Genomic DNA, 22,724 nt, shown 5'->3' with positions numbered 1-22,724 from the left:
TTCTTTCCTGTAAAATAGGCCGATCGTTCTCATCGTCCCACGTCGTTGATTGCAGGATATGAAAACCGACGTTATGCCGTGGTCGTAAAAATCCGTCGACTATAGTAATGACACCGTCCTTCGAAGCCTGTAGGTCTTATAGGTATGTCTTGTAGGATTAAACTGAAACCACGGAAAAAGTATCCTGGCGGCTGACGCTTTGGCCCCATGTCTTTACGTTCCCTGAGCGCTAATGCGCAACCTCATACAATACGCGTGCATCTGTGCCTCCTACACTGGCTACAACATGTATTACTGTGGACGAAAAGATGATTAGCGGCGTGTTGTATGCCCTGCTTGCAGGGTTGATGTGGGGGCTGATTTTCGTCGGCCCGCTGATTGTGCCGGAGTACCCGGCAATATTGCAGTCGACCGGACGCTATCTGGCGCTGGGGCTTATTGCCGTGCCGCTGGCATGGCTGGGGCGTGCGCGTCTGCGCCAGCTGAGTCGCCAGGACTGGCTCACCGCGCTGTGGCTGACCATGATGGGTAATCTTATCTACTACGTCTGCCTGGCCAGCGCCATTCAGCGTACCGGTGCGCCGGTGTCGACCATGATTATCGGCACGCTGCCGGTGGTCATTCCGGTTTTCGCAAACCTGCTTTATAGCCAGCGAGACGGGAAACTGGCGTGGTCAAAAATGGTGCCTGCGCTGGTATGCATCGCCGTGGGGCTGGTGTGCGTGAATATTGCCGAGCTACGCCACGGCCTCGAAAACTTCAGCTTGTGGCGTTACGGTTCTGGGATCTTTCTGGCGGTTATTTCAGTTGTCTGCTGGGCCTGGTATGCCCTGCGCAACGCACGCTGGCTGCGGGAAAACCCGGATAAACATCCGATGATGTGGGCGACGGCGCAGGCGCTGGTCACGCTTCCTGTCTCGTTGCTGGGCTATGTGGGTGCATGTATCTGGCTGGGTAGCCAGCATCCGGATTTCGCCCTGCCCTTCGGACCGCGCCCGTGGGTATTCGTCGGGTTAATGGTCGCCATTGCCGTGCTCTGTTCGTGGGTTGGCGCGCTGTGCTGGAACATTGCCAGCCAGAAGCTGCCGACGGTGATACTGGGGCCGCTGATTGTCTTTGAAACGCTGGCCGGGCTGCTCTATACCTTCCTGATGCGCCAGAGCGTGCCGCCGCTGCTAACAGCCTGCGGGATCGCGCTGCTGGTCGTTGGGGTGGTGATTGCGGTGAGAGCGAAGCCGGAAAAACCGATGGTCGTTCCGGCGTCGGAGGGGTGAGGTTTTCGACCAGCGGCGCTTAGCTTGCAGGGCCTACAAAACCGTAGGCCGGGTAAGCGTCAGCGCCACCCGGCACAGTATCAGAACGTTTCCCAGTTCGCTTCAGACGCCGCTACGGGCTGCGCTTTAGGTGCATAGGTCTTTACCGGCGCGGCTTTCACCGCCTGGTTACGGGTGATCTTAAACACCGCCACCGCGTCGTTCAGGCGCGCGGCCTGATCTTCCAGCGCCGCCGCCGCCGCCGCAGACTCCTCCACCAGCGAGGCGTTCTGCTGGGTAACGCGATCCATCTCCGCCACCGCCTGGCCCACCTGGTCGATACCGCGGCTCTGTTCGTCGGAGGCCGACGCAATCTCACCCATGATGTCAGTCACGCGCGTAACTGCATTGACGATCTCTGCCATCGTCGCGCCCGCTTCATTTACCAGCTGAGAGCCCGCGTTAACGCGCTCGCCGGAATCATCGATCAGGGCTTTGATCTCTTTCGCCGCCTGAGCGCTGCGCTGGGCAAGGGTACGCACCTCACCCGCGACAACCGCGAAGCCACGCCCCTGCTCGCCCGCACGCGCCGCTTCTACCGCCGCGTTCAGCGCCAGAATATTGGTCTGGAAGGCAATGCCATCGATTACGTTGGTAATTTGCGCAATTTTGCTGGAACTGGTGGCGATTTCGTCCATGGTGCGCACCACGCCTTCTACCACATTTCCGCCCTTCTTCGCGGTGGAGGAGGCGTCCAGCGCCAGACGAGAAGCCTGACGCGCGTTATCGGCGTTTTGCTTCACGGTGGCGGTTAACTGTTCCATGCTGGCTGCCGTCTCTTCCAGAGAAGCGGCCTGCTGCTCTGTGCGAGACGAGAGATCGTTGCTGCCCGCCGAGATTTCACCCGCGCCGGTGTAGATGGTATCTGCGCCTTCACGCACCACGCCCACCGTGTTGGCCAGCGCAGTCTGCATCTCCTGAACGTTGCGCGCCAGGATCGCCATTTCATTTTTACCCTCAGCCTGAATCGGCTGGGTTAAATCCCCTGCCGCAATGGCGCGGATATGGCTGATCACCTCTTCCAGCGGCAGCAGCAGCACGCGGCGCATCGCAATCCAGCTGGAAATAATCACCGCGATCACCAGCAGCATCACCGCAGACAGGATCCACAGAATGCGTTTGTAGTCGCTTTCATTGTCCTTGATGCCTTTGTCGGTGAGCGCGGCCTGCGCCTCCCGCCACTCGCGATAGACCTTTTGCATCGCGGTCTGCTTCTGTTCGGCATTTTGTTTGAACATATCTTCCAGATTGCCCTGCCCCAGCAGAACGTTCATTTGCGTCAGCGTGGCGGAGTAGATGCGGTAGTGCTCTTCCAGCCTGTCGGCCAGGTGCTCGTCCATACCCGGCGTTTCCGGCAGCGCGTAATATTTATCGTAATGTGTCTGGGCATCAGCCAGCAGGTTTTTCGCGGTATTGACCAGCTCGTTCAGCTGCCCGCCGTTAATCTGCGACGCCATGCTGCTTTGCAGACGCAGCATGCCGCGGTTAAGGGTGACACGCGCCTGATTCAGGCTGATCCAGGCGTCGGTAAACTCCGCGACGTTCTGGCTGGAAAGCTGAGAAACGGTGAAGTTCTCTTTGTCGTTATTGAGCGCATTAATGAAAATGCCGGCGGAGATCAGTTGCATGATGCCGAGCACAAGCAGCACCGAAATCAAAAGAGTAATGACTTTTATACGTTTAAACATGCGTTGCCTTTTTTATATACAGGTATTGTCTGACCTGTATCTATCGGCACGCGCGGCAGGTTGTTTACTGTTTCTCCACCTTTAAAAACTTTCGAAAGCCCTTTTCTGCATTCAATCAGCAAGTTAAAAGCACGATTTTTTTGTGATCCCCTTCTCATTTTTACCCTTGCCTCTAAAGGGTTATAGTATCCACATAAAGATGCATTTAAAATGCATCTTATATTCCTGATGATGAGGTAACTGCTATGGCCTTCCGCGACCAACCCTTAGGCGAGCTGGCGCTCTCCATCCCTCGCGCTTCAGCGCTGTTCCGTAAATACGATATGGATTACTGCTGCGGCGGTAAGCAAACGCTGGCGCGCGCAGCGTCGCGTAAAGAGCTGGATGTAGAAGCTATCGAAGCGGAGCTGGCTAAGCTGGCAGAACAGCCTGTCGACAAAGACTGGCGCACCGCGCCGCTGGCTGAAATCATCGACCATATCATTGTGCGTTACCACGACCGTCACCGCGAACAGTTGCCGGAGCTGATTTTACAGGCCACCAAAGTTGAGCGCGTTCACGCCGATAAACCTTCCGTACCGCGCGGCCTGGCGAAATACCTGACCATGCTGCACGAAGAACTATCCAGCCACATGATGAAAGAGGAGCAGATCCTCTTCCCGATGATCAAACAGGGCATGGGCAGCCAGGCAATGGGGCCCATCAGCGTGATGGAAAGCGAACATGATGACGCCGGCGAACTGCTGGAAGTGATCAAACACACCACCCACAATGTCACACCGCCACCAGAGGCGTGCACCACCTGGAAAGCGATGTACAACGGCATCAACGAGATGATCGACGATCTGATGGAACACATCAGTCTTGAGAATAACGTTCTGTTCCCGCGTGCATTATCGGGTAAATAAAAAAGCCCGGTGGCGCTAGCGCTTGCCGGGCCTACAACGTCCTCGAACGTAGGCCGGGTAAGCGTCAGCGCCACCCGGCAACATGCTTATCGCATGCCAGCCATCCGTTTCTTACCGATAAACAGCCAGCCCAGCCCCAGCGCGATAAACCACAGCGGCGTGACGATGAGCGCCTGACGGGTATCTTCTTCCAGCGTCAGTAGCACCAGCACGAAGACGAAGAACGCCATGCACACCCAGCACATCAGCTTGCCCAGTGGCATCTTGTAGATCGACTTCTCATGCAGATGTGGACGCTGTTTGCGGTACACCAGGTATGAGCAGAGGATGATGGTCCAGACGAACATAAACAGGATCGCCGACACCGTGGTGATCATCGTGAACGCGCCGATTACGCTCGGGTTAACGTAGAGCATCACCACACCGCCCAGCAGACAGATGCAGGAGAAGGTCAGCCCTTTCGCCGGTACCGCACGTTTAGACAGTTTGGCGAACGCGCTCGGGGCAACGCCCTCCTGCGCCAGACCAAACAGCATACGGCTGGTGGAGAAGACGCCGCTGTTCGCGGAAGAGGCCGCAGAGGTCAGCACCACGAAGTTAATCAGGCTCGCGGCAGCGGGCAGCCCCACCAACACGAACAGCTCGACGAACGGGCTCTTGGTTGGCACTACTGAGCTCCATGGCGTCACGGACATAATGATGATCAGCGCGAACACGTAGAACATGATGATACGCAGCGGAATGGAGTTGATCGCGCGCGGCAGGGATTTCTCCGGATCTTTAGTTTCCGCCGCCGTGGTCCCCACCAGCTCAATCCCGACAAACGCGAACACCGCAATCTGGAAACCGGCGAAGAAGCCGCTGATGCCTTTCGGGAACCAGCCGCCATCATTCCACAGATGGGCAAACGAGGCCTGAACGCCAGTTGGCGACTGGAAGTGCGTCAGCACCATTACCAGCCCGACGACAATCAGCGCGATGATGGCGACGATTTTGATCATCGCGAACCAGAACTCCATCTCACCGAACATTTTAACGGTCGCGAGGTTGAGGCTCAGCAGCAGGACAATCACCGCCAGCGAGGCCACCCAGTCCGACAGGCCGGGGAACCAGAATTGGGCGTAGGCCGTAATAGCGACAACATCCGCCATGCCGGTAACCACCCAGCAGAACCAGTAGGTCCAGCCGGTAAAATAGCCAGCCCACGGGCCGAGCAGGTCTGACGCGAAGTCGCTGAAGGATTTGTATTCGAGGTTCGAGAGCAGCAATTCACCCATTGCACGCATCACGAAAAAGAGCATAAAACCGATGATCATATAAACGAAGATGATCGACGGGCCTGCAAGACTGATGGTTTTGCCCGAGCCCATAAACAGCCCTGTGCCGATGGCGCCGCCAATGGCAATGAGCTGAATGTGACGGTTCGTGAGATTTCGCCGTAGCGACTGTTCAGACGTCGCCTCTTCTGCGGCGGCGACTTTGACCTGATCTACCATGTGATATTTTCCTGTTTATGCCTGTCTGTGTTGTTAAGGCTCTTCTGGCCTTTAAATACGCCAAAAAAATGACGTTCCCTTTGTAAGGGCTTATCGATAGTAGGTAAGAATCGGCGGGATGAATACTATGATTTGAATATTATGTTAATAATATGTTGAAAGTGAGTGTCATATCACTCATACAGCGCGAAACAGCTCACAAAAATACACGTAACAGTTTCGTTTGCAATACAAAATGTTGATTCCGTCGTAACTCCAGGTTTTATCGCTATTTTCCTCTCCCCGATCGGAGAGAGGAAAATAAGAAAAACCGATTACAGGATTTCCAGCAGCTCGACTTCAAACACCAGGGTGCTGAATGGCGGAATGGACGCGCCAGCGCCACGCTCGCCGTATGCCAGGTTGTGCGGGATAGTCAGTTCCCATTTTGAACCTACTGGCATCAGGGTCAGGGCTTCGATCCAGCCTGCAATCACGCCGTTGACCGGGAATTCAGCCGGTTCGCCACGCGCGACGGAGCTGTCGAACACGGTGCCGTCGATCAGCTTACCGGTGTAGTGTACGCGAACGTGGTCGGTACGCGCCGGGATTGCGCCATCACCCTGATTGATTACGCGGAACTGCAAGCCGGACTCGGTGCTGTTCACGCCTTCACGCTCACGGTTCTCTTCCAGATATTTCACGCCTTCTGCCGCCATCTCTTCGAAACGCGCGCGACGTACAGTGTCAGCACGTTCGTGGATTTCACGCAGCGCACGGTGCACAACGTCAACCGGCACAGCGGGCTGCTTGCCTTCCAGCGCGTCAGCGATACCCGCCACCAGCGCTTCCGGTAACAGACCTTCCAGGCCGGATTCGCTCAGCTGCTGTCCTACCTGCAAGCCGATGCCGTAGCTTGCCTGCGCTTCGATAGTGTCAAAAGTCGGGGTGGTCATGGGTTTTCCTTCCATCACATTTAAAGTAGCGGGCAGCATATCAGCCATGCCCTTATGGGTAAAACTTTGTCTTAAGTAAAGGTGACAAACTGCGACGAAACGGAAACAATAGTAGCCGTCAGGATTTTCCCTAATATATGTCACGAAAGCTGGCTTTGTTACGCCCATCAGGCAGTTAGCAAACTACACTTCTCAGGACAGGATAAAAAGACGCGGAGCAGGAGGAGAGCCATGCCCGGGCGATTTGAACTGAAACCTACCCTGGCGAAAATCTGGCATGCGCCGGATAACTTTCGCATCATGGACCCGCTGCCGCCTTTGCACCGCAGAGGCATTATCATCGGCGCGTTGCTGATGGTCATCGGTTTCCTGCTTCCTTCCGGCAGTGACAACGTTGATACTGGGCCGGTAAGCCGCAATGCTGAGCTGGATATCCAGTCGCAAAGCCAGCCGCAGCCTGATTCACAGCCGATGCAGACGCAACTGGTCACACCGTCTAACGATCCGGGCCAGGTTGCGCCGGTTGAACCTGAACCTGTTCAGGAAGATCAGGAGCAGGCCGCCGCCCCTTCAGAGCCACAGGCGCAACAGCCCACCGGCATTGAGCAGCAGTGGCGTTCGTATCGCGTAGAGCCAGGGAAAACCCTTGCTCAGCTGTTCCGCGACCACAATCTGCCGGCAACGGATGTGTATGCCATGGCGCAAGTCGAGGGAGCTGGCAAGCCGCTCAGCAACCTGCAAAATGGTCAGATGGTGCAGATCCGCCAGAATGCCAGTGGGGTGGTGACCGGGTTAACGATCGATACCGGAAACGGGCAGCAGGTACTGTTTACCCGCCAGCCGGACGGCAGTTTTATCAGAGCACGTTAATAGCCCAGGCCGGGTAAGGCGAAGCCGCCCCCCGGCACTTTTGTTCTTAGGCACGACGTTTATTCACCCACCAGATCCCCGAGCAGACCAGCACCAGCGCAATCGCGTATTTGATGTCCAGAATGTCTTCGCCGAGGAATATGGCGGAGAGCACCGTTCCTGCTACAGGTATGACAAAGTTGAACGGGGCAATCATACTCACGCGGTTCACTTTCAGCAGCGCGCTCCACAGGGCGAACGCCACGGATGAGAGCAGCGTCAGATACCCCAGCACGGCGACGGCCTTCATGCTGTGCACCTCCAGCGCCCCGCCCGTGGCATAGCCTCCCGCAACCAGTGCCGCCCCGCCTATCGCCAGCTGCCATCCCGTCATCACCGTCGGGTCAACGGTCTGGGAAATGCGTTTCCCGTAAAGCGTGGCCGCAGAGAGAATAAAGGCCGCCAGCACCACAAATCCGTCACCTTGCCAGACAAACTGGAAATCACTTAACCCGCCGTGGAAGTTCACCAGCATCACGCCGGTAAAGCCCAGAACACAGCCCAGCGTTTTGTTATAGCTGAGTTTGTCGTTGTGGTAGATAAAGTGCGCCAGCAGCACGCTGAAGAAGGTCCCGGTGGCATTCATGATCGAGCCGTTCACCCCGGTGGTGTAAGCAAGGCCGATATAAAAGAAGGTGTACTGGATGGTGGTCTGGGTCAGCCCGAGGATCGTGAGCTGACCAAACTGCGTGGGTGTGAGCCTGCCAATCGGTTTACGCTGGGCCAGGGCAAAGAGCAGCAGCAACGCACCGGCAAACAGAAAACGGTATCCGGCAAAGACGACTTTGGACGGAATATCATCGGTCGCGATCTGGAAGAGTTCGTAGCCGCTTTTAATGGCCGGGTATGAGCTTCCCCAAAGCAGACAGCAGAGCGTGGCGCAGGCATAGGCCACATTTCGACGGGCAAAGACGGGCGTGGGCAGAGCGGTATCCATGACAAATCTCATAAATAAAATTGCGTTTCAATTTATTATCAGAGAATGCATCAGGAATAGCGACCTTACAATCGCAAAACATGACGTAGGGTCACGCTAAAAAGCAAAACGCCGGCACAAGGCCGGCGCTTCGACGTGAGCAGAGTAAAAAATTACTCAGCTACTACGTTAACAACCAGTTTAGCGAACACTTCGCTGTGAACCTGGAAGTCAACTTCGTGCTCACCAGTGGTACGCAGAACGCCGTTCGGCATGCGAACTTCGCTCTTAGCCACTTTAACGCCTGCTGCAGTGACTGCATCAGCGATATCGCGGGTACCGATGGAACCGAACAGTTTACCTTCATCGCCAGCTTTAGACGCGATGGTAACGGTGCCCAGTGCGTTGATTGCTTCAGCGCGAGCGTTAGCAGCCGCCAGAACGTCAGCCAGTTTGGCTTCCAGTTCAGCACGACGTGCTTCGAAAAACTCTACGTTTTTCTTAGTAGCTGGAACAGCTTTACCCTGTGGTACCAGGAAGTTACGAGCGTAACCCGCTTTAACGTTTACCTGATCACCCAGGCTGCCCAGGTTTGCTACTTTATCAAGCAGAATAACTTGCATTACCTTATCCTCTTAAAGTCGTATTAATGGACCGTGCCCGATTACTGATGACGATCAGTGTACGGCAGCAGAGACAGGTAGCGAGCGCGTTTGATAGCGCGAGCCAGCTGACGCTGATATTTTGCACGAGTACCGGTGATACGGCTTGGGACAATCTTACCGCTTTCGGTGATGTAGTTTTTCAGCGTTGCGATATCTTTATAGTCGATCTCTTGAACGCCTTCCGCGGTGAAACGGCAGAACTTGCGACGACGGAAATAACGTGCCATTTGGCTAGTCTCCAGTATCTATCAAATCAATCTGCTCGGCATGCAGAACCATTTTGCTCAGGCCGTTCTTTGCCTTGTGGCAAGAGATGAACCCCTGAACGATTACTGCACTACCGACCGTTAAACTGTGAGTAATGGCCTGGTTTTCGTGTCCGCTAATGATAACGGGCATTTGGCACCACGCCTGCCGGTGAAACCCGGCTTCCTCTTGCACAGAACGATGCTCAAGCACGAACTGGCAATGCGGAATTCCTGATGGGCTGACCTTTCGAAGGGGGGTCCTGCACACGGTGCCGGACAACACCAGACGGTTGGTCATCAGAAATTACTCTTCAGAATCCCCAGCATCAGAATCATCTGCGGTTTCGTTTGCGAAATCATCGCGACGCTCACGGCGCTCGTCTTTCGCTTTAACCATCGGAGATGCTTCGGTCACTGCGTTTTTGGTACGCATAACCATGCTGCGGATAACGGCATCGTTGAAGCGGAAGGTAGTTTCCAGCTCATCAATCACTTCCTGCGGCGCTTCAACGTTCATCAGAACGTAGTGAGCTTTGTGCAGTTTGTTGATTGGGTAAGCCAGCTGACGGCGGCCCCAGTCTTCCAGACGGTGGATCGTGCCTTCTGCACCAGTGATGGCAGCAGAGTAACGCTCGATCATACCCGGAACCTGTTCGCTCTGGTCAGGATGGACCATAAAAACGATTTCGTAATGACGCATCGAATTGCTCCTTACGGATTATTCAGCCTCCTGTCTGGGTCAGCCGAGGCCCGGGGAGGCAAGGAACGTGTTAAAGGTCGGCTGAAAAATTGACGCGTCATAATACTTGCGCGCCCCGCTAAACACAAGGTGATTGCACAAATAATTCGCACAAAGGGTAAAGCTGTTCTAAGTGGGTGATTTAAAATCTCACTTATCAGAAACGCTGTTTTTTTGAACAACACCATCAGAAATGGTCACCCATCGCAACCCGAGTAGCGATTACACTTTAATCAGAAGCCTTAAGCAGAGAAGGAGAGCATTACCCCATATCACAGCACGCAGTTGTGGAGCGCATATCATGAAAAGAATCGCATTCGCCATTTTGGCTGCGCTTTTGCTCAGTGCAAACGCGATGGCAGCCACCAAGATAGACAGCCAACAGGCCAGAAACATGGATGATGTGCAGAGCTTAGGCGTTATTTACATCAATCATAACTTCGCCACTGAAAGTGAAGCAGATCAGGCGCTTAATGAAGAAACCGATGCGCAGGGCGCAAAATACTATCACGTCATACTGACACGTGAGCCCGGCAGCAACGGCAATATGCGCGGCAGTGCAGATATTTACCAGTAACGCTTTATCGCCGCACCAGGAAAGCCAACGAAAATCATAGCTATATATGATTGCCCCCTGCCGGGGGCTTTTTTTATGAATGGCTCCGGAATACCACCGGTTACAACTGTTTCGGTATTCCAGAGCACTTATTCACTTCTGCCCGTAATAAGCATTCGGGCCGTGCTTACGCATGAAATGCTTGTTCATCAGATAATCATCAATGCCCTGAAGCTGTGGGTTAATGCCGCGCGCAATCCACGCCATTCGAGCCACCTCTTCCATCACCACCGCGTTATGCACGGCGTCATGCGCATCTTTACCCCAGGAGAATGGACCATGCTGGTACACCACAATACCCGGCGTATGCAGTGGTTCCGTCTCACCCAGCGTTTCGATAATGACCCTGCCGGTGTTAAGTTCGTACTCGCCTTCGACCTCAGCCTGCGTTAACGCCCGCGTGCAGGGAATATCGCCGAAGAAGTAGTCCGCGTGCGTCGTACCCAAAGCAGGGATCGCCAGCCCGGCCTGTGCCCAGGCGGTGGCGTGCGTGGAATGGGTATGCACAACACCACCCAGGGACGGGTAACGCTGGTACAGCGCCAGATGGGTTGCCGTATCTGAAGAAGGACGCCATTTGCCTTCAACAACGTGTCCTTCCAGGTCAACCACCACCATATCGTCCACTTTCATGGCGTCATAGGCCACGCCGCTCGGCTTAATCACCACCAGCCCCTGATCGCGATCGATGGCGCTTACGTTGCCCCAGGTAAACGTCACCAGTCCATAGCGCGGGAGATCCATATTGGCCTCAAAGACCTGCTGTTTCAGCTTAAGCATGTTCCGCCTCCAGTAAGCCTGCCCGCGCCATGCGCTCGCGCACCCAGTCCCGGGCTTTCGCCACTTCTGCCGCCGGGTCGTCCGCGGTTTCGCTCCACATCTCAATCAGGTAAGGTCCGCAATAACCTGTCTGTTTGAGCGTCTGGAAGCACCGTTCGAAATCCACCACCCCGGTGCCGAACGGTACGTTTTTAAACACGCCGGGACGGGTATCTTTTACGTGCACCGCCACGATATGCCCGATGCCCGCCTGCAACTCCATCTGTACGTCGTTATCCCATGCCGACAGGTTGCCGATATCCGGATAAAGCTGGAACCACGGATTGTTCAGATAGTGCGCGTAGCCCAGCGCCTTGCTAATGGAGTTCATCAATGGATAATCCATGATCTCCATCGCCAGCGTCACCTGCGCACGGCTTGCCATCTCAACGCTCTCTTTCAGGCCGTCACGGAAACGACGGCGCGTCTCATCGTTGGCTTCCTGATAGTAAACATCGTAACCCGCCAGTTGGATCACGCGGATGCCAACATCCTGTGCAAAGCGAATGGCTTTACGCATGATCTCCAGCCCTTCGGCGCGTACGGCATCATCTTCGCTGCCAAGCGGAAAACGACGGTGAGCGCTCAGGCACATGGACGGCACGCGCACGCCGGTTTCGGCAATGGCGCTCACCAGCGCCAGACGCTGGTCGCGGCGCCAGTCCAGGCGAGAAAGACGCTCGTCCGTCTCATCCACCGACATTTCGACAAAATCGAAACCCAGCTGCTTCGCCAGCTGTAACCGCTCCAGCCAGCACTCCCCCGCAGGGAGTGCCTTTTCATAGATGCCAAGCGGGACCTGTTTTGACAACATACCCGCTCCTTAACCCCAAAGCTGAGCGATTGAGCGTTTAAACTGACGCGCAGCTTCCACCGGAGATTCCGCATCGCGAATGCTACGACCGGCAATAAAGACGTGGATTGGAATACCCTTGAACAGCGGCAGATCTTCCAGCGCCAGACCACCGGTCACGGTCACTTTGAAGCCCATATCGGCCAGGCGTTTGATCGCGTTGATATCGGCTTCGCCCCACGCCACACCTGCGGCCTGCGCATCACGGCTGCGGTGATAAACCACCTGCTGGATACCCGCTTCGCGCCACTCCTGTGCCTGCTCCCAGGTCCAGAAGCCGGTCAGTTCAATCTGCACGTCGCCGTTGAACTCTTTCGCCACGTCCAGCGCGCCTTTCGCAGTGTTGATATCTGCACAGCAGATCACGGTGACCCAGTCGGCGTTGGCTTCAAAGCACATGCGAGAGAGAATTTTGCCCGCATCGGCAATTTTGGCATCCGCCAGCACGATTTTATGCGGATAGAGCGCCTTCAGGTCACGAACCGCACGAACGCCTTCGCCCACGCACAGAATGGTGCCGACTTCGATGATGTCCACCTCTTCCGCAATCAGACGGGTGGTTTCGTAAGCGTGAGACAGCGTCTGGTTATCCAGCGCGACCTGCAACATTGGTAATGACATTTTCAATTCCTCTTAAACGGCCGCCGCAGTGGCGTTATCAATTAAATCCAGCACGTCCTGCGCGGTACGGCAGGCACGTAAACGGTCAAAATTAGCTTCGTCATCAAACAGGTTAACGATCTGCATGATGCCCACCTCCTGGTGGGTGTTGGCATCGACAGCTGCCATGGTGATCAGAATGTCGACCGGGTCGTTATCTTCGTGGTTGAACACCAGCGGGGTTTTCAGCGTCACCAGCGCAAAACCGGTTTTCTTGACACCCTCTTCCGGGCGGCCATGCGGCATTGCCAGCCCCGGGGCAATCACAAAATAGGGGCCGTGCTGCGCCACGCCATCCAGGATGGCCTGGTAATAACGCGGCTCGACAACGTCCGCTTTAACCAGCAGGTCCACGCTCAACTTCACCGCTTCCTGCCAGGTACTGGCTTCGGCCTGTAAAAGGATGGAGTTATTCTCAGCCAGCGAATCACGTAGTTTCATGTGGCATCCTTACTTCACGTCTTGTGGGAAGTGCTCTTTGATCACTTCCAGCAGTTTTGGCCCAAAATCCGCAGGCGACAGCATGTTGCGCACACCTACCACGTATTTGTTGCCCGACACGCTAATCTCGCCGGCAATGTGCGTTGAAGCGATGATGATGTCCGCGCCGTTCAGTTCACTTTTGTATTCACCCACTGCGCAGCTGTTTACCGTGTGGTCAATGTTTGACTGGGTTAAAAACTGATCCACTTTCATTTTCATGATCATGGAGCTTCCTTGCCCATTGCCACACACAGCCAGGATACGTACGGTCATAATCGAAACTCCTTAGTGAGCAGAAACTTCTGCTGTTTGTTTTTCCGCATCTTCTTCAGCTCGCAGCGAACGGCCAGCGAAGAACATATAAGTCAGTGCAATCAGGATGATGACGGCCATAAAGACCAGCCCGACGGACGCAAAGCCCTGCATCATCGGCGGCGCCAGAATTGACCAGTCCGCCATGCCCATCCAGGCGCTCATGCCGGTGAGCTTGACCGCCCACACGCACCCGAAGATTTCAACCATGCCCATCACCAGGCAGATCTTGAGCGCGGCGCGCCATCCGCCGAAGTGGTTAGCAAACACGCCGATAGTGGCGTTGGAGAAGAACATCGGGATAAAGCCAGGAATAATCAGGATTGAGGAGCCACAGCCCACCAGGATGCCGACCGCAATCAGCTGGCCGATGGTGCCCCACATAAAGCCCCAGACGACGGCGTTTGGCGCAAAGCTATAGATAGCCGCACAGTCAATCGCCAGCACCGCGCCAGGGATCAGGCGCTGAGAGATACCGTTGAACGCTTCCGACAGCTCGGCGACGAACATACGCACGCCCTGAGTGATGATGAAAATGGCCACGGCAAAGGAGAAACCGGTTTGCAGGATATAGACCGTCCAGTGGGTTTTACCCGCCATCGCCTGCACCACGTCAATGCCAAAGGAGAGCAGGATGGCACCGAAGAAAAGGGTCATCACAATCGCCGTGGAGACGATGTTGTCGTGGAAGATATTCAACCAGCCAGGCAATTTGAGGTCTTCAACACTCTCCTCTTTTTTACCCAGGTACGGTGCAACTTTGTACGCAATCCAGGAGGCGAACTGCTGTTGGTGACCGATGGAGAAGCCGCAGCCGTCAGTAACGTCCTGCGTTGGCTTATACATCATGTTGGAGGTGATGCCCCAGTAAAGCGAGACCAGCACTGCCGTGCAGATGACCGTGGTCCACATTGGGTAGCCGAAGATATAGAGAGAAACGGCAATCAGCCCCGCCTGCTGGAACATGATGTGCCCGGTGAGCATGATGGTGCGAATACCGGTGATGCGGCGCAGGAGCACGTAAATGATGTTCAGCGCCAGCGCGAGCAGTACCGCATACCCAACCCAGCTGTACGCATCCCCCATGCGATCGATGGTGGCCATCATGGACGCGTAAGTGTCAGAGATGGCGCCGTTAATGCCATATACCTCAGACATTTTGGCAACGACCGGCTTAAACGTGCTGGTCAGAATGCCAGACCCCGCCTGCAACAGCATAAAACCAATGATGGTTTTGATGGTGCCTTTGATAATCACGCTGACGCTTTTGCGCAGCAGGATGTACCCCAGGCACGTCACGATACCCAGCAACAGCGGGGCGTTGGTCATTACCTGATTAAAGAAAACGGTAAAGACGTTGTAGAGGATCTCCATAACTCTCTCCAGAAAATGAGAACACGAGGGGCAATCCCTGTGTGGTTGGTGTCATCACTCTATTAATCACAAATAATCACCACAAGATTGCATTTGATTATTTGTGACGGATCACGCAATTTATTTCCATGGAGTTAGTAATGATTTTCACTACCGATCCAGAAAGATAAATAAATTCTTAATTTTCAATATATTAATTATATGTAGCGGTTATCTTAACAACGCCGAGGTGTATTTTCTGTGATGTGGCGAGGGGAATTTTCCGCAAATCAGCCATTGCAAATCGATTCAAACAGTGCCAGCATTAATCACAACAAGTCACAGTATGATTACTTTTGATTAAAACCAGGAGTCAAACGATGAGTAAAGTGAAAACCATCACCCGTGAATCATGGATTTTGAGTACCTTTCCGGAGTGGGGTAGCTGGCTGAACGAAGAGATCGAGCAGGAACAGGTTGCTCCTGGCACATTTGCGATGTGGTGGCTTGGATGCACCGGGATCTGGCTGAAATCAGAAGGCGGCGCCAACATTTGTGTTGATTTCTGGTGCGGCACCGGCAAACAGAGCCACGGCAATCCACTGATGAAAAAAGGCCACCAGATGCAGCGTATGGCCGGCGTTGAAAAGCTCCAGCCGAACCTGCGCACCACGCCTTTTGTGCTTGATCCTTTCGCCATTCGCCAGATCGACGCCGTTCTCTCTACCCACGATCACAACGATCATATCGACGTGAACGTGGCGGCAGCGGTAATGCAAAACTGCGCGGACGACGTACCCTTTATCGGGCCGCAGACCTGCGTGGATTTGTGGATTGGCTGGGGCGTGCCAAAAGAGCGCTGCATTGTGATGAAGCCGGGCGACGTGGTGAAAATCAAAGACGTTGAAATTCACGCGCTGGATGCCTTTGATCGCACCGCGCTGATCACCCTGCCTGCCGACCAGAAAGCCGCAGGCGTACTGCCTGACGGGATGGACGAGCGCGCAGTGAACTACCTGTTCAAAACGCCTGGCGGTTCCCTGTATCACAGCGGTGACTCTCACTACTCCAACTACTACGCGAAGCACGGTAACGAGCACCAGATTGACGTGGCGCTTGGCTCTTACGGTGAAAACCCGCGAGGGATTACCGACAAAATGACCAGCGCGGACATGCTGCGCATGGCCGAAGCGCTGAACACCAAAGTGGTGATCCCCTTCCACCACGATATCTGGTCAAACTTCCAGGCCGATCCGCAAGAGATCCGCGTCCTGTGGGAGATGAAAAAAGACCGACTCAAGTATGGTTTCAAGCCGTTCATCTGGCAGGTTGGCGGCAAGTTCACCTGGCCGCTGGATAAAGACAATCTCGAGTACCACTACCCGCGTGGTTTTGATGATTGCTTCACCATTGAGCCAGACCTGCCATTCAAGTCCTTCCTCTGATTGTGCAGCCCAATCGCCAGACACTGTGTCTGGCGATGTCATATTTAATTTAGTAATTTCATGCTATTTCAAATATCATCTTTTCAAATCAATTCTTTTCGGAATAGCTCATGACGGAAGCGCAACGGCATCAAATTTTACTGGAACTCCTGGCGCAAACAGGGTTTATCACCGTCGAGAAAGTGATCGAACGTTTAGGGATCTCCCCTGCTACCGCGCGGCGGGACATTAACAAGCTGGATGAAAGCGGCAAGCTGAAAAAAGTCCGCAACGGCGCAGAGGCCATCAGCCAGCAGCGTCCACGCTGGACGCCGATGAATATTCACCAGGCGCAGAATCACGATGAAAAGGTGCGGATTGCCAGAGCGGCATCACAGCTGGTGAATCCCGGGGAAAGCGTGGTGATTAACTGCGGCTCGACAGCGTTTTTACTGGGCCGAGAGATGTGCGGCAAGCCGGTGCAAATCATTACCAACTATCTGCCGCTGGCCAACTATCTCATTGACCAGGAACATGAAAGCGTGGTGATCATGGGCGGCCAGTATAACAAGAGCCAGTCCATAACCCTGAGCCCGCAGGACAGTGAAAACAGCCTCTACGCCGGGCACTGGATGTTTACCAGCGGCAAAGGCCTGACGGCGGATGGCCTGTATAAAACCGATATGCTCACCGCAATGGCAGAGCAGAACATGCTCAACGTGGTGGGTAAACTGGTGGTGCTGGTCGACAGCAGCAAGGTCGGTGAACGCGCCGGCATGCTTTTCAGCCGCGCCGAGCAAATCAGCATGGTGATCACCGGCAAAAACGCCAACCCCGAGATCCTCAGCAAGCTCGAGGATCAGGGTGTCACGGTGCTGCGCGTTTAAAGGTGCTGACGGAAAAACTCCACGGTGGCTTCCAGCGCAGCCGGAGTAATACGGTGCCGGACACCGGCACCCCACAGGCAGGTCAGATTGCTGTCCAGCCCTTCACGCTGTAGCACCTGTTGCAGACGGAACGTTTCACCGGGCGGTACGACATCGTCGGCATCCCCATGCCACAGCAGCAGGGGACGATCGGCCAGCTGTGAAAGCGCATGGCTGACGTCCCATTCAGACAACAGGGCCTCAATCTCCTGAGGTGCCTGCGGCGGGAACAGCGTCTTTGCCAGTGACATAAAGTAGCCCGATCCCATCAGGCAAGCCACGGACGTCACCTCCGGATGCCTGGCCATGATCCCCAGCGCCGTCATTCCGCCCATTGATGCGCCTGCGACCGCCAGCCGTTTCCCCTCCACCAGCCCGGCCTGTAAAAGCGCGTCACGCAGCCCGGCGAACTCGGTCAGATTGCCGTGCAGCGTTTGCCAGAACAGCCCCAGCCGCGCCTGTTCATCGCCCGTAAAGCGTGCCCCATGATTCGGCGCATCAGGCATGACCACCCGGAAACCGGCCTGCGCCAGCGCGACGGCAAAATAGCTGTAGACCAGCTTTGAGGAGAGAAAGCCATGATAGAAAACTACCGTCGGCAGCGGCTGTTCACCTTTACCAGCCGGAAAAGCATGGATGATTTCATGCTCACTAAGCAGGCGAGTTTCAATTTCAATCATTGTCGATCCTGTGCTGATGAATGATTCATAATGTTGAGAGCTGGATTACGGTTTCACGATATTTTCATTCGAAATCTACGTCCCAGATAACACTTCGGGAACATTCCCCCAAAACTAAATTCGCAGACCACTACACTATGGCTATCAGGAAAAGAGACAGGTTTATGCGCAGGCTTACCGCTTTATTGCTGGTCTCACTGCTCAGCGGATGTTCCGTATTGCAGGGTACGCCAGAACCGGCACCGCCGGTTACCGATCATCCTCAGGAGATTCGTCGTAATCAGACGGAAGGATTACAACGCCTGGGAACCGTATCCGCGATGGTTCGCGGTTCACCGGATGATGCAGAAGACGCAATTGAAGCGCAGGCCGTTGCCGCAAAAGCAGATTATTACGTCATCACGATGATTGATGAAACCATTATTACGGGACAGTGGTATGCGCAAGGCATTTTGTACCGTAAGTGAGCATCATCATTTGAACGACCTTTACACTGCTTTGCGTCCGTAGACATTTTCCTGTCCACAATAAACTCCATGCCAGCAACAATGGAAATGAGTTTATTCGCGAAGGATTGCCCGGCGGATACCGGAGACACGTGAAAAGGAGCTGACGATGAAACGAACCCTTGCTTTAACGACGCTATTGCTTTCAGCGGGCCTGCTGAGCACCACGGCGCAGTCGGCTGAATTTGCCAGCGCGGATTGCGTCACGGGCCTGAATGAGATTGGTCAGATCTCCGTCAATAATATCACGGGGAGTCCGCAAGACGTTGAACGTGTCGTCGCCCTGAAGGCGGATGAACAGGGCGCATCCTGGTATCGTATCGTCCAGATGCAGGAAGATCACCATGTTAATCACTGGCGCGTGCAGGCTATTCTTTATGCATAATCCCCTCCGATAAAAGCCACTTAATTTTAGTGGCTTTTCACTTTTGCAAATTTTTTATCTCTCCCGAAACCCAATAAAAACAAACGCGTAACATTCAGTTACATTAAACAGATAAACGTTCTCTCCGCTCTGCCGTTGAACAGCCATCACTTTTCAATAATGAGCAATTTATGATCACCTTTTTCCGCCGGGCAGGACTGGGCACGAAGCTATCGCTGCTAACAGCTGTAAGTGTCGCTACGCTTTTTTTGCTGTTCACTTTCCTGTTGAGCCACAACGCCAGCCAGCAGCTTGAAGATCTTGCGGTTGAAGACCTGCATAACCAGTCCACCGGCATGGTGGATATGGTAGAGATGTTCAACACCAGCCTGAGCGAAGAAGTTGAAAGCTATACCCGTCTGTTCACCACCTTTTTGCCACAGCCATTGAACAGCGACAGTAGCCAGAGCCGGACCATAAATGGGCTTACCGTTCCTTTGCTGAAAGGCGGCGAAACGGAGTTGCATGAAAACAATACGCTTTCTGATGACTTCCTGAGCCGAACGGGAGCCATCTCGACGCTGTTTGTCCGCAGCGGTAACGATTTTGTCCGCGTGGCGACGTCGCTGCGCAAAGAGAATGGTGACCGCGCGATCGGAACCGTTCTTGATACCACCAGCACGGCATTTGCCGCCGTCACTAAAGGGGAGGTCTATCGTGGCCTCGCGCTGCTGTTCGGCAAGCGCTATATCACGCAGTACCAGCCTGTTAAGAATGCGGAAGGCCAGGTTATCGGGATTATCTTTGTCGGCGTGGACATCACCCATTCGTGGAACGTCATGCGCGAGAAAATCCTTAACCGTCGTCTGGGCGAGAGCGGTCACTTCTTTGTACTGGATCGCAGTAGCGGCAAAACGCGCGGACAGTATCTGTTCCATGCCAGCGAAGAGGGCAAACTGCCTAACTGGGACACGGCGACACAGCAGCAGCTTCTGAGTGATAAAGCCGGCACGCTGGAACGCGTGAGCGCGGATGGCCGTACGCTCAAAGTTGCCTACACGCCGCTGCCGGGCTGGAACTGGACCATCGTGGGTGAAGTGGATAAAGCCGTACTGCTTTCAAGCGTCACCACACTGCGCGATCGCTTCCTGATGGCGGGCGTGGTGCTATCCGCTCTCTTCGCGGGCCTGTTCGTTATCCTCATTCGCCGGATGCTAACCCGCCCACTGCGCGAGGTGATCGCGCTTGCCCGGCAGTATGCCGCAGGCGATCTGCGCGCCAGCCTGCCGGTTACCCGCCAGGATGAAGTCGGCCAGCTGATTGACGCCATCAACGGGATCGGGGAAGGCCTGCAAAAAATTGTGTTGCAGGTCCGCGAGGCCGCAAGCGAGATCCATCTGGGGACTAACGCGCTGGCTTCAGACACCGGCGAGATCTCTGAACAGATCAACAAGCAGGCCAGCAGCGTTGAGGAGACCTCCGCCAGCATGGAGCAATTAGCCGCCACCGTGCAGCAAAATGCCGCCAACATGGAGCAAACGCAGCAGCTGGTGGGTGAAACCTCGCGCGCGGTGCATCAGGGTGGAGAGACGGTGACCCACGCAGTCTCCACCATGGATGATATTCGCGATGCATCGAAACGCATTGAAGACATCACCCGCGTGATTGAGTCCATCGCTTTCCAGACCAATATCCTGGCGCTCAATGCGGCGGTTGAAGCGGCGCGGGCGGGCGAGCACGGGAAAGGTTTCGCAGTGGTGGCACAAGAGGTACGCGCCCTGGCCGCACGCAGCGCCAACGCGGTAAAAGAGATTGAACAGCTGATTGGCGACACGCTGATCAAGGTGAGCGAAGGCCATGCGTTGTCTGAGCAGACGCGTCTGGCAATGGATGCCATCATTGTTCATATCGATAACATCAGCCAGCTTGTCACCGAGATCAACCACGCCTCCCGCGAGCAGTCGGCGGGAATTGGCCAGGTGAATCTGGCGATGACGCACATCGGTGAGGCATCGCACATCAATGCCGATCGCATCTCACGCAGCGAGCAGACAGCACAGACGCTGCGCGAGAAGGGTTCACATCTCACCCGGCTGGTGAGCCTGTTCCAGCTGAAGGCTTAACCGACCCGGCCCGTGGCGCGCAGCAGCAGGTCGTTTTGCACCTGCTCGCTCATCAGCGTGCCGCCCCGGGTATCCAGCATCATGCGGCACCACGCCTGCGCCACGGGCGGCGATGCGTGCCGCAGTATTTGACTTCCGGCCCCGAGTAAAAAGAGCTGCTGCGCGATCTCCCTGCCCTGCGCTTCCTGCGGTTTCCGCAGCTTCTGCTGTAGCTGACGCCAGCTGCGATCGAAGTGCCTGTCCTGACCTTTGACCTGCGCGAAATCATCGGCGAGCAGGTCGAGAATGCCCGGCTGCTTCGCCAGCACGCGCAGTACATCCAGGCACATAATATTGCCAGAGCCTTCCCAGATGCTGTTGACGGGCATTTCACGGTACAACCGCGGAAGCTCACTCTCTTCGCAATAGCCTGCACCGCCCAGCACCTCCATTGCCTCTGCCACAAACGGTATACCCGCTTTGCAGACGCTGTATTTTGCCGCCGGAGTGAAAAGCCGCGCCCATGCGGCTTCCTGCGGGTCGTTGCGGTTGTCCCACGCCCGGGCAAGTCGGAACAGCAGTGCCGTGTGTCCCTCCAGCACCAGCGCCATACGGCTTAGCACGTCGCGCATTAACGGCTGGTCGATCAGATTTTTGCCGAAGGTCTGCCGCTGATGGGCATGATAAAGCGCTACCGAGAGCGCACGGCGCATCAGTCCGTGACTGCCCAGCGCGCAGTCAAAGCGCGTCAGCCCGCCCATCTTCAGAATTTGCCGGACGCCTTCCCCCTCTTCGCCCAGCAGCCAGCCGGAAGCATCAAGAAATTCAGCCTCACTGCTGGCATTTGAGCGGTTGCCGAGCTTGTCCTTCAGACGCTCAAGGCGCACGGCATTACGTTGCCCGTCGGGTAAGAAACGCGGGACAAAAAAGCAGGACAACCCGCCCTTCGCCTGCGCCAGCACCAGATGCGCATCGCTCTGCGGCACGGAGAAAAACCATTTGTGCCCCACCAGCCGGTAACTGCCATCGCTGCATTTCTCTGCTTTGGTAGTATTACTGAGTACGTCCGAACCGCCCTGCTTTTCCGTCATCCCCATGCCGATCAGCAGGCCGCGCTTTTGCGCCCCCGGCGCAAGATGGGGGTCGTAGCGATCGCTCATCAGCGGCGTTAACCACTCATGAAACGGTTTGGGCAGCGACCGTTGCAACAGCGGCGTGGCCGCAAAGGTCATGGTCACCGGGCAAAGCGTTCCCGCCTCCACCTGAGCATGAAGTACGAAACGCGCGGCCCTGGCGACGAACGATCCTTTCCGCGCCTCCTCCTCCCACGCCAGGTTGTGCACCCGGTTGGCGCAAAGCCCCTGCATCAGAAGATGCCATGCCGGATGAAAGCGGACGTCATCCAGCCTCGCTCCCGTGGCGTCATAACGCAGCAGCTCCGGCGGATTAACGTTCGCCAGTCTGCCCAGCTCCAGCGACTCTGCCGTACCCAACTGCTGGCCGATGCTGGCAAGAAGATCCACATCCCACTCAGCCTCTTCGCGCGCTACCGCATCGCGCAGGGCGCAATCAGAGAGAAAAAGGTTGCTGTTCGATAGCGGTGCAGGTTGATTAAAAACGGTATGTGTCTGCCAGTGCATGCTGTCTCCCTCCTTTCATTGGCAATAAAGATAAGTATGGACAGAGGGCATGCACGCTGCATGGGAGGGGGGTCACACGATGACGATCATGTTGATATCATTCGTGAAATAGCTCACAGAACATAAGAATAAACTATTTCATTACTTCACTAATGCTGAATAATTTATT

The 22,724-nt window shown here is 55.2% G+C and carries 25 protein-coding genes; 9 read left to right on the top strand and 16 right to left on the bottom strand.

The annotated features are described in order from the left end of the window. Positions 1-308 precede the first annotated feature (308 nt). Entirely contained in the window at positions 309-1,274 is a 966-nt protein-coding gene (locus BFV65_RS02195; RefSeq protein WP_023305304.1) for a DMT family transporter, read from the top strand. Positions 1,275-1,354: 80 nt separating this feature from the next. Here the strand turns inward: BFV65_RS02195 and BFV65_RS02190 are convergent, their stop codons facing one another. Then, entirely contained in the window at positions 1,355-3,001 is a 1,647-nt protein-coding gene (locus BFV65_RS02190; RefSeq protein WP_023299149.1) for a methyl-accepting chemotaxis protein, read from the bottom strand. Positions 3,002-3,246: 245 nt separating this feature from the next. On the opposite strand from BFV65_RS02190, the gene ytfE reads away from it, so the two are divergent. Beyond that, positions 3,247-3,909: an iron-sulfur cluster repair protein YtfE gene (gene ytfE / locus BFV65_RS02185; RefSeq protein WP_023299148.1), complete on the top strand. Its 663-nt coding sequence runs from the start codon at positions 3,247-3,249 to the stop codon at positions 3,907-3,909. Positions 3,910-3,995: 86 nt separating this feature from the next. On the opposite strand, the gene cycA is transcribed toward ytfE, so the two are convergent. Both cycA and fklB read right to left on the bottom strand, forming a co-directional pair. Further along, entirely contained in the window at positions 3,996-5,405 is a 1,410-nt protein-coding gene (gene cycA / locus BFV65_RS02180) for a D-serine/D-alanine/glycine transporter (protein WP_022646840.1), read from the bottom strand. A 314-nt stretch (positions 5,406-5,719) separates the two neighbouring features. After that, on the bottom strand, positions 5,720-6,340 hold the full coding sequence (gene fklB, locus BFV65_RS02175) for a BamJ family beta-barrel-assembly machinery protein (protein WP_022646839.1): 621 nt from the start codon (positions 6,338-6,340) through the stop codon (positions 5,720-5,722). A 231-nt stretch (positions 6,341-6,571) separates the two neighbouring features. On the opposite strand from fklB, the gene BFV65_RS02170 reads away from it, so the two are divergent. Continuing rightward, the gene (locus tag BFV65_RS02170) at positions 6,572-7,210 is read left to right on the top strand and encodes an OapA family protein (protein WP_032625204.1); all 639 of its coding nucleotides are present in this window, start codon (positions 6,572-6,574) and stop codon (positions 7,208-7,210) included. A gap of 46 nt (positions 7,211-7,256) precedes the next feature. Here BFV65_RS02170 and BFV65_RS02165 read toward each other — a convergent pair whose 3' ends face one another. The 5 genes from BFV65_RS02165 to rpsF form a co-directional block, all read right to left on the bottom strand. Further along, positions 7,257-8,186 (bottom strand): DMT family transporter, encoded by a 930-nt coding sequence (locus tag BFV65_RS02165; RefSeq protein WP_023299146.1) that lies wholly within the window; start codon positions 8,184-8,186, stop codon positions 7,257-7,259. A gap of 152 nt (positions 8,187-8,338) precedes the next feature. After that, positions 8,339-8,788, bottom strand: a complete 450-nt coding sequence (rplI, locus tag BFV65_RS02160; protein ID WP_006810372.1) for a 50S ribosomal protein L9 — start codon at positions 8,786-8,788, stop codon at positions 8,339-8,341. Positions 8,789-8,829: 41 nt separating this feature from the next. After that, a complete protein-coding gene (gene rpsR / locus BFV65_RS02155; RefSeq protein ID WP_000135199.1) occupies positions 8,830-9,057 on the bottom strand; it encodes a 30S ribosomal protein S18 in 228 nt (75 codons plus the stop codon). A gap of 4 nt (positions 9,058-9,061) precedes the next feature. Continuing rightward, positions 9,062-9,376: a primosomal replication protein N gene (priB, locus tag BFV65_RS02150; protein ID WP_022646836.1), complete on the bottom strand. Its 315-nt coding sequence runs from the start codon at positions 9,374-9,376 to the stop codon at positions 9,062-9,064. 6 nt (positions 9,377-9,382) lie between these two features. Then, positions 9,383-9,778: a 30S ribosomal protein S6 gene (gene rpsF, locus BFV65_RS02145; RefSeq protein ID WP_014068637.1), complete on the bottom strand. Its 396-nt coding sequence runs from the start codon at positions 9,776-9,778 to the stop codon at positions 9,383-9,385. Positions 9,779-10,118: 340 nt separating this feature from the next. On the opposite strand from rpsF, the gene yjfY reads away from it, so the two are divergent. After that, on the top strand, positions 10,119-10,394 hold the full coding sequence (gene yjfY / locus BFV65_RS02140; protein WP_069596168.1) for a DUF1471 family protein YjfY: 276 nt from the start codon (positions 10,119-10,121) through the stop codon (positions 10,392-10,394). Between the two features lie 132 nt (positions 10,395-10,526). Here the strand turns inward: yjfY and BFV65_RS02135 are convergent, their stop codons facing one another. From BFV65_RS02135 to ulaA, 6 genes are read right to left on the bottom strand one after another with little or no spacing between them, the layout of a single operon-like run. Further along, a complete protein-coding gene (locus BFV65_RS02135) occupies positions 10,527-11,213 on the bottom strand; it encodes an L-ribulose-5-phosphate 4-epimerase (RefSeq protein ID WP_045307814.1) in 687 nt (228 codons plus the stop codon). Next, positions 11,206-12,066, bottom strand: coding sequence for an L-ribulose-5-phosphate 3-epimerase (locus BFV65_RS02130; protein WP_022646833.1), 861 nt, complete (start codon positions 12,064-12,066; stop codon positions 11,206-11,208). Before BFV65_RS02130 ends, BFV65_RS02135 begins: the two co-directional genes overlap by 8 nt. A gap of 9 nt (positions 12,067-12,075) precedes the next feature. Further along, on the bottom strand, positions 12,076-12,726 hold the full coding sequence (ulaD, locus tag BFV65_RS02125; RefSeq protein ID WP_022646832.1) for a 3-keto-L-gulonate-6-phosphate decarboxylase UlaD: 651 nt from the start codon (positions 12,724-12,726) through the stop codon (positions 12,076-12,078). 12 nt (positions 12,727-12,738) lie between these two features. Further along, positions 12,739-13,206, bottom strand: a complete 468-nt coding sequence (ulaC, locus tag BFV65_RS02120) for a PTS ascorbate transporter subunit IIA (RefSeq protein ID WP_003856024.1) — start codon at positions 13,204-13,206, stop codon at positions 12,739-12,741. 9 nt (positions 13,207-13,215) lie between these two features. Next, complete coding sequence (gene ulaB, locus BFV65_RS02115; RefSeq protein ID WP_003856022.1) at positions 13,216-13,521, bottom strand: PTS ascorbate transporter subunit IIB; 306 nt, start codon at positions 13,519-13,521, stop codon at positions 13,216-13,218. A gap of 12 nt (positions 13,522-13,533) precedes the next feature. Next, positions 13,534-14,934: a PTS ascorbate transporter subunit IIC gene (gene ulaA, locus BFV65_RS02110; RefSeq protein ID WP_022646831.1), complete on the bottom strand. Its 1,401-nt coding sequence runs from the start codon at positions 14,932-14,934 to the stop codon at positions 13,534-13,536. 359 nt (positions 14,935-15,293) lie between these two features. Between ulaA and ulaG the strand changes: the two genes are divergently transcribed. Then, positions 15,294-16,358, top strand: a complete 1,065-nt coding sequence (ulaG, locus tag BFV65_RS02105) for an L-ascorbate 6-phosphate lactonase (protein WP_023299142.1) — start codon at positions 15,294-15,296, stop codon at positions 16,356-16,358. A gap of 110 nt (positions 16,359-16,468) precedes the next feature. Continuing rightward, positions 16,469-17,224 (top strand): HTH-type transcriptional regulator UlaR, encoded by a 756-nt coding sequence (gene ulaR, locus BFV65_RS02100; protein ID WP_003856014.1) that lies wholly within the window; start codon positions 16,469-16,471, stop codon positions 17,222-17,224. On the opposite strand, the gene yjfP is transcribed toward ulaR, so the two are convergent. After that, positions 17,221-17,943, bottom strand: a complete 723-nt coding sequence (gene yjfP / locus BFV65_RS02095; protein ID WP_046620999.1) for an esterase — start codon at positions 17,941-17,943, stop codon at positions 17,221-17,223. The two genes, ulaR and yjfP, sit on opposite strands and share 4 nt — an antisense overlap. 137 nt (positions 17,944-18,080) lie before the next feature. On the opposite strand from yjfP, the gene bsmA reads away from it, so the two are divergent. The 3 genes from bsmA to BFV65_RS02080 all read left to right on the top strand — a co-directional run bounded on the left by bsmA (position 18,081) and on the right by BFV65_RS02080 (position 20,936). After that, positions 18,081-18,410, top strand: coding sequence for a biofilm peroxide resistance protein BsmA (gene bsmA / locus BFV65_RS02090; RefSeq protein ID WP_003856011.1), 330 nt, complete (start codon positions 18,081-18,083; stop codon positions 18,408-18,410). Positions 18,411-18,558: 148 nt separating this feature from the next. Further along, complete coding sequence (gene yjfN / locus BFV65_RS02085) at positions 18,559-18,834, top strand: DUF1471 family protease activator YjfN (protein WP_003856009.1); 276 nt, start codon at positions 18,559-18,561, stop codon at positions 18,832-18,834. A gap of 170 nt (positions 18,835-19,004) precedes the next feature. Beyond that, positions 19,005-20,936 carry a methyl-accepting chemotaxis protein gene (locus BFV65_RS02080; protein WP_069596167.1) on the top strand — a complete coding sequence of 644 codons (1,932 nt, stop codon included), beginning with the start codon at positions 19,005-19,007 and terminating at the stop codon, positions 20,934-20,936. Here BFV65_RS02080 and BFV65_RS02075 read toward each other — a convergent pair. Further along, positions 20,933-22,555 (bottom strand): isovaleryl-CoA dehydrogenase, encoded by a 1,623-nt coding sequence (locus BFV65_RS02075; protein ID WP_069596166.1) that lies wholly within the window; start codon positions 22,553-22,555, stop codon positions 20,933-20,935. The genes BFV65_RS02080 and BFV65_RS02075 overlap by 4 nt on opposite strands. Positions 22,556-22,724 lie beyond the last annotated feature (169 nt).

This window comes from Enterobacter hormaechei subsp. hoffmannii, from assembly GCF_001729745.1.
Taxonomy (GTDB): Bacteria; Pseudomonadota; Gammaproteobacteria; order Enterobacterales; family Enterobacteriaceae; genus Enterobacter; species Enterobacter intestinihominis.
Note: the sequence above shows the minus strand (reverse complement) of the source record. Positions and strands in the feature narration are given on the sequence as shown.

What these genes read in the sequence shown, in the direction of transcription:
- BFV65_RS02195 (WP_023305304.1), top strand. Translation starts at nt 309, where the DNA reads ATGATTAGCGGCGTGTTGTATGCCCTGCTTGCAGGGTTGATGTGGGGG.
- BFV65_RS02190 (WP_023299149.1), bottom strand. Translation starts at nt 3,001, where the DNA reads ATGTTTAAACGTATAAAAGTCATTACTCTTTTGATTTCGGTGCTGCTT.
- ytfE (WP_023299148.1), top strand. Translation starts at nt 3,247, where the DNA reads ATGGCCTTCCGCGACCAACCCTTAGGCGAGCTGGCGCTCTCCATCCCT.
- cycA (WP_022646840.1), bottom strand. Translation starts at nt 5,405, where the DNA reads ATGGTAGATCAGGTCAAAGTCGCCGCCGCAGAAGAGGCGACGTCTGAA.
- fklB (WP_022646839.1), bottom strand. Translation starts at nt 6,340, where the DNA reads ATGACCACCCCGACTTTTGACACTATCGAAGCGCAGGCAAGCTACGGC.
- BFV65_RS02170 (WP_032625204.1), top strand. Translation starts at nt 6,572, where the DNA reads ATGCCCGGGCGATTTGAACTGAAACCTACCCTGGCGAAAATCTGGCAT.
- BFV65_RS02165 (WP_023299146.1), bottom strand. Translation starts at nt 8,186, where the DNA reads ATGGATACCGCTCTGCCCACGCCCGTCTTTGCCCGTCGAAATGTGGCC.
- rplI (WP_006810372.1), bottom strand. Translation starts at nt 8,788, where the DNA reads ATGCAAGTTATTCTGCTTGATAAAGTAGCAAACCTGGGCAGCCTGGGT.
- rpsR (WP_000135199.1), bottom strand. Translation starts at nt 9,057, where the DNA reads ATGGCACGTTATTTCCGTCGTCGCAAGTTCTGCCGTTTCACCGCGGAA.
- priB (WP_022646836.1), bottom strand. Translation starts at nt 9,376, where the DNA reads ATGACCAACCGTCTGGTGTTGTCCGGCACCGTGTGCAGGACCCCCCTT.
- rpsF (WP_014068637.1), bottom strand. Translation starts at nt 9,778, where the DNA reads ATGCGTCATTACGAAATCGTTTTTATGGTCCATCCTGACCAGAGCGAA.
- yjfY (WP_069596168.1), top strand. Translation starts at nt 10,119, where the DNA reads ATGAAAAGAATCGCATTCGCCATTTTGGCTGCGCTTTTGCTCAGTGCA.
- BFV65_RS02135 (WP_045307814.1), bottom strand. Translation starts at nt 11,213, where the DNA reads ATGCTTAAGCTGAAACAGCAGGTCTTTGAGGCCAATATGGATCTCCCG.
- BFV65_RS02130 (WP_022646833.1), bottom strand. Translation starts at nt 12,066, where the DNA reads ATGTTGTCAAAACAGGTCCCGCTTGGCATCTATGAAAAGGCACTCCCT.
- ulaD (WP_022646832.1), bottom strand. Translation starts at nt 12,726, where the DNA reads ATGTCATTACCAATGTTGCAGGTCGCGCTGGATAACCAGACGCTGTCT.
- ulaC (WP_003856024.1), bottom strand. Translation starts at nt 13,206, where the DNA reads ATGAAACTACGTGATTCGCTGGCTGAGAATAACTCCATCCTTTTACAG.
- ulaB (WP_003856022.1), bottom strand. Translation starts at nt 13,521, where the DNA reads ATGACCGTACGTATCCTGGCTGTGTGTGGCAATGGGCAAGGAAGCTCC.
- ulaA (WP_022646831.1), bottom strand. Translation starts at nt 14,934, where the DNA reads ATGGAGATCCTCTACAACGTCTTTACCGTTTTCTTTAATCAGGTAATG.
- ulaG (WP_023299142.1), top strand. Translation starts at nt 15,294, where the DNA reads ATGAGTAAAGTGAAAACCATCACCCGTGAATCATGGATTTTGAGTACC.
- ulaR (WP_003856014.1), top strand. Translation starts at nt 16,469, where the DNA reads ATGACGGAAGCGCAACGGCATCAAATTTTACTGGAACTCCTGGCGCAA.
- yjfP (WP_046620999.1), bottom strand. Translation starts at nt 17,943, where the DNA reads ATGATTGAAATTGAAACTCGCCTGCTTAGTGAGCATGAAATCATCCAT.
- bsmA (WP_003856011.1), top strand. Translation starts at nt 18,081, where the DNA reads ATGGCTATCAGGAAAAGAGACAGGTTTATGCGCAGGCTTACCGCTTTA.
- yjfN (WP_003856009.1), top strand. Translation starts at nt 18,559, where the DNA reads ATGAAACGAACCCTTGCTTTAACGACGCTATTGCTTTCAGCGGGCCTG.
- BFV65_RS02080 (WP_069596167.1), top strand. Translation starts at nt 19,005, where the DNA reads ATGATCACCTTTTTCCGCCGGGCAGGACTGGGCACGAAGCTATCGCTG.
- BFV65_RS02075 (WP_069596166.1), bottom strand. Translation starts at nt 22,555, where the DNA reads ATGCACTGGCAGACACATACCGTTTTTAATCAACCTGCACCGCTATCG.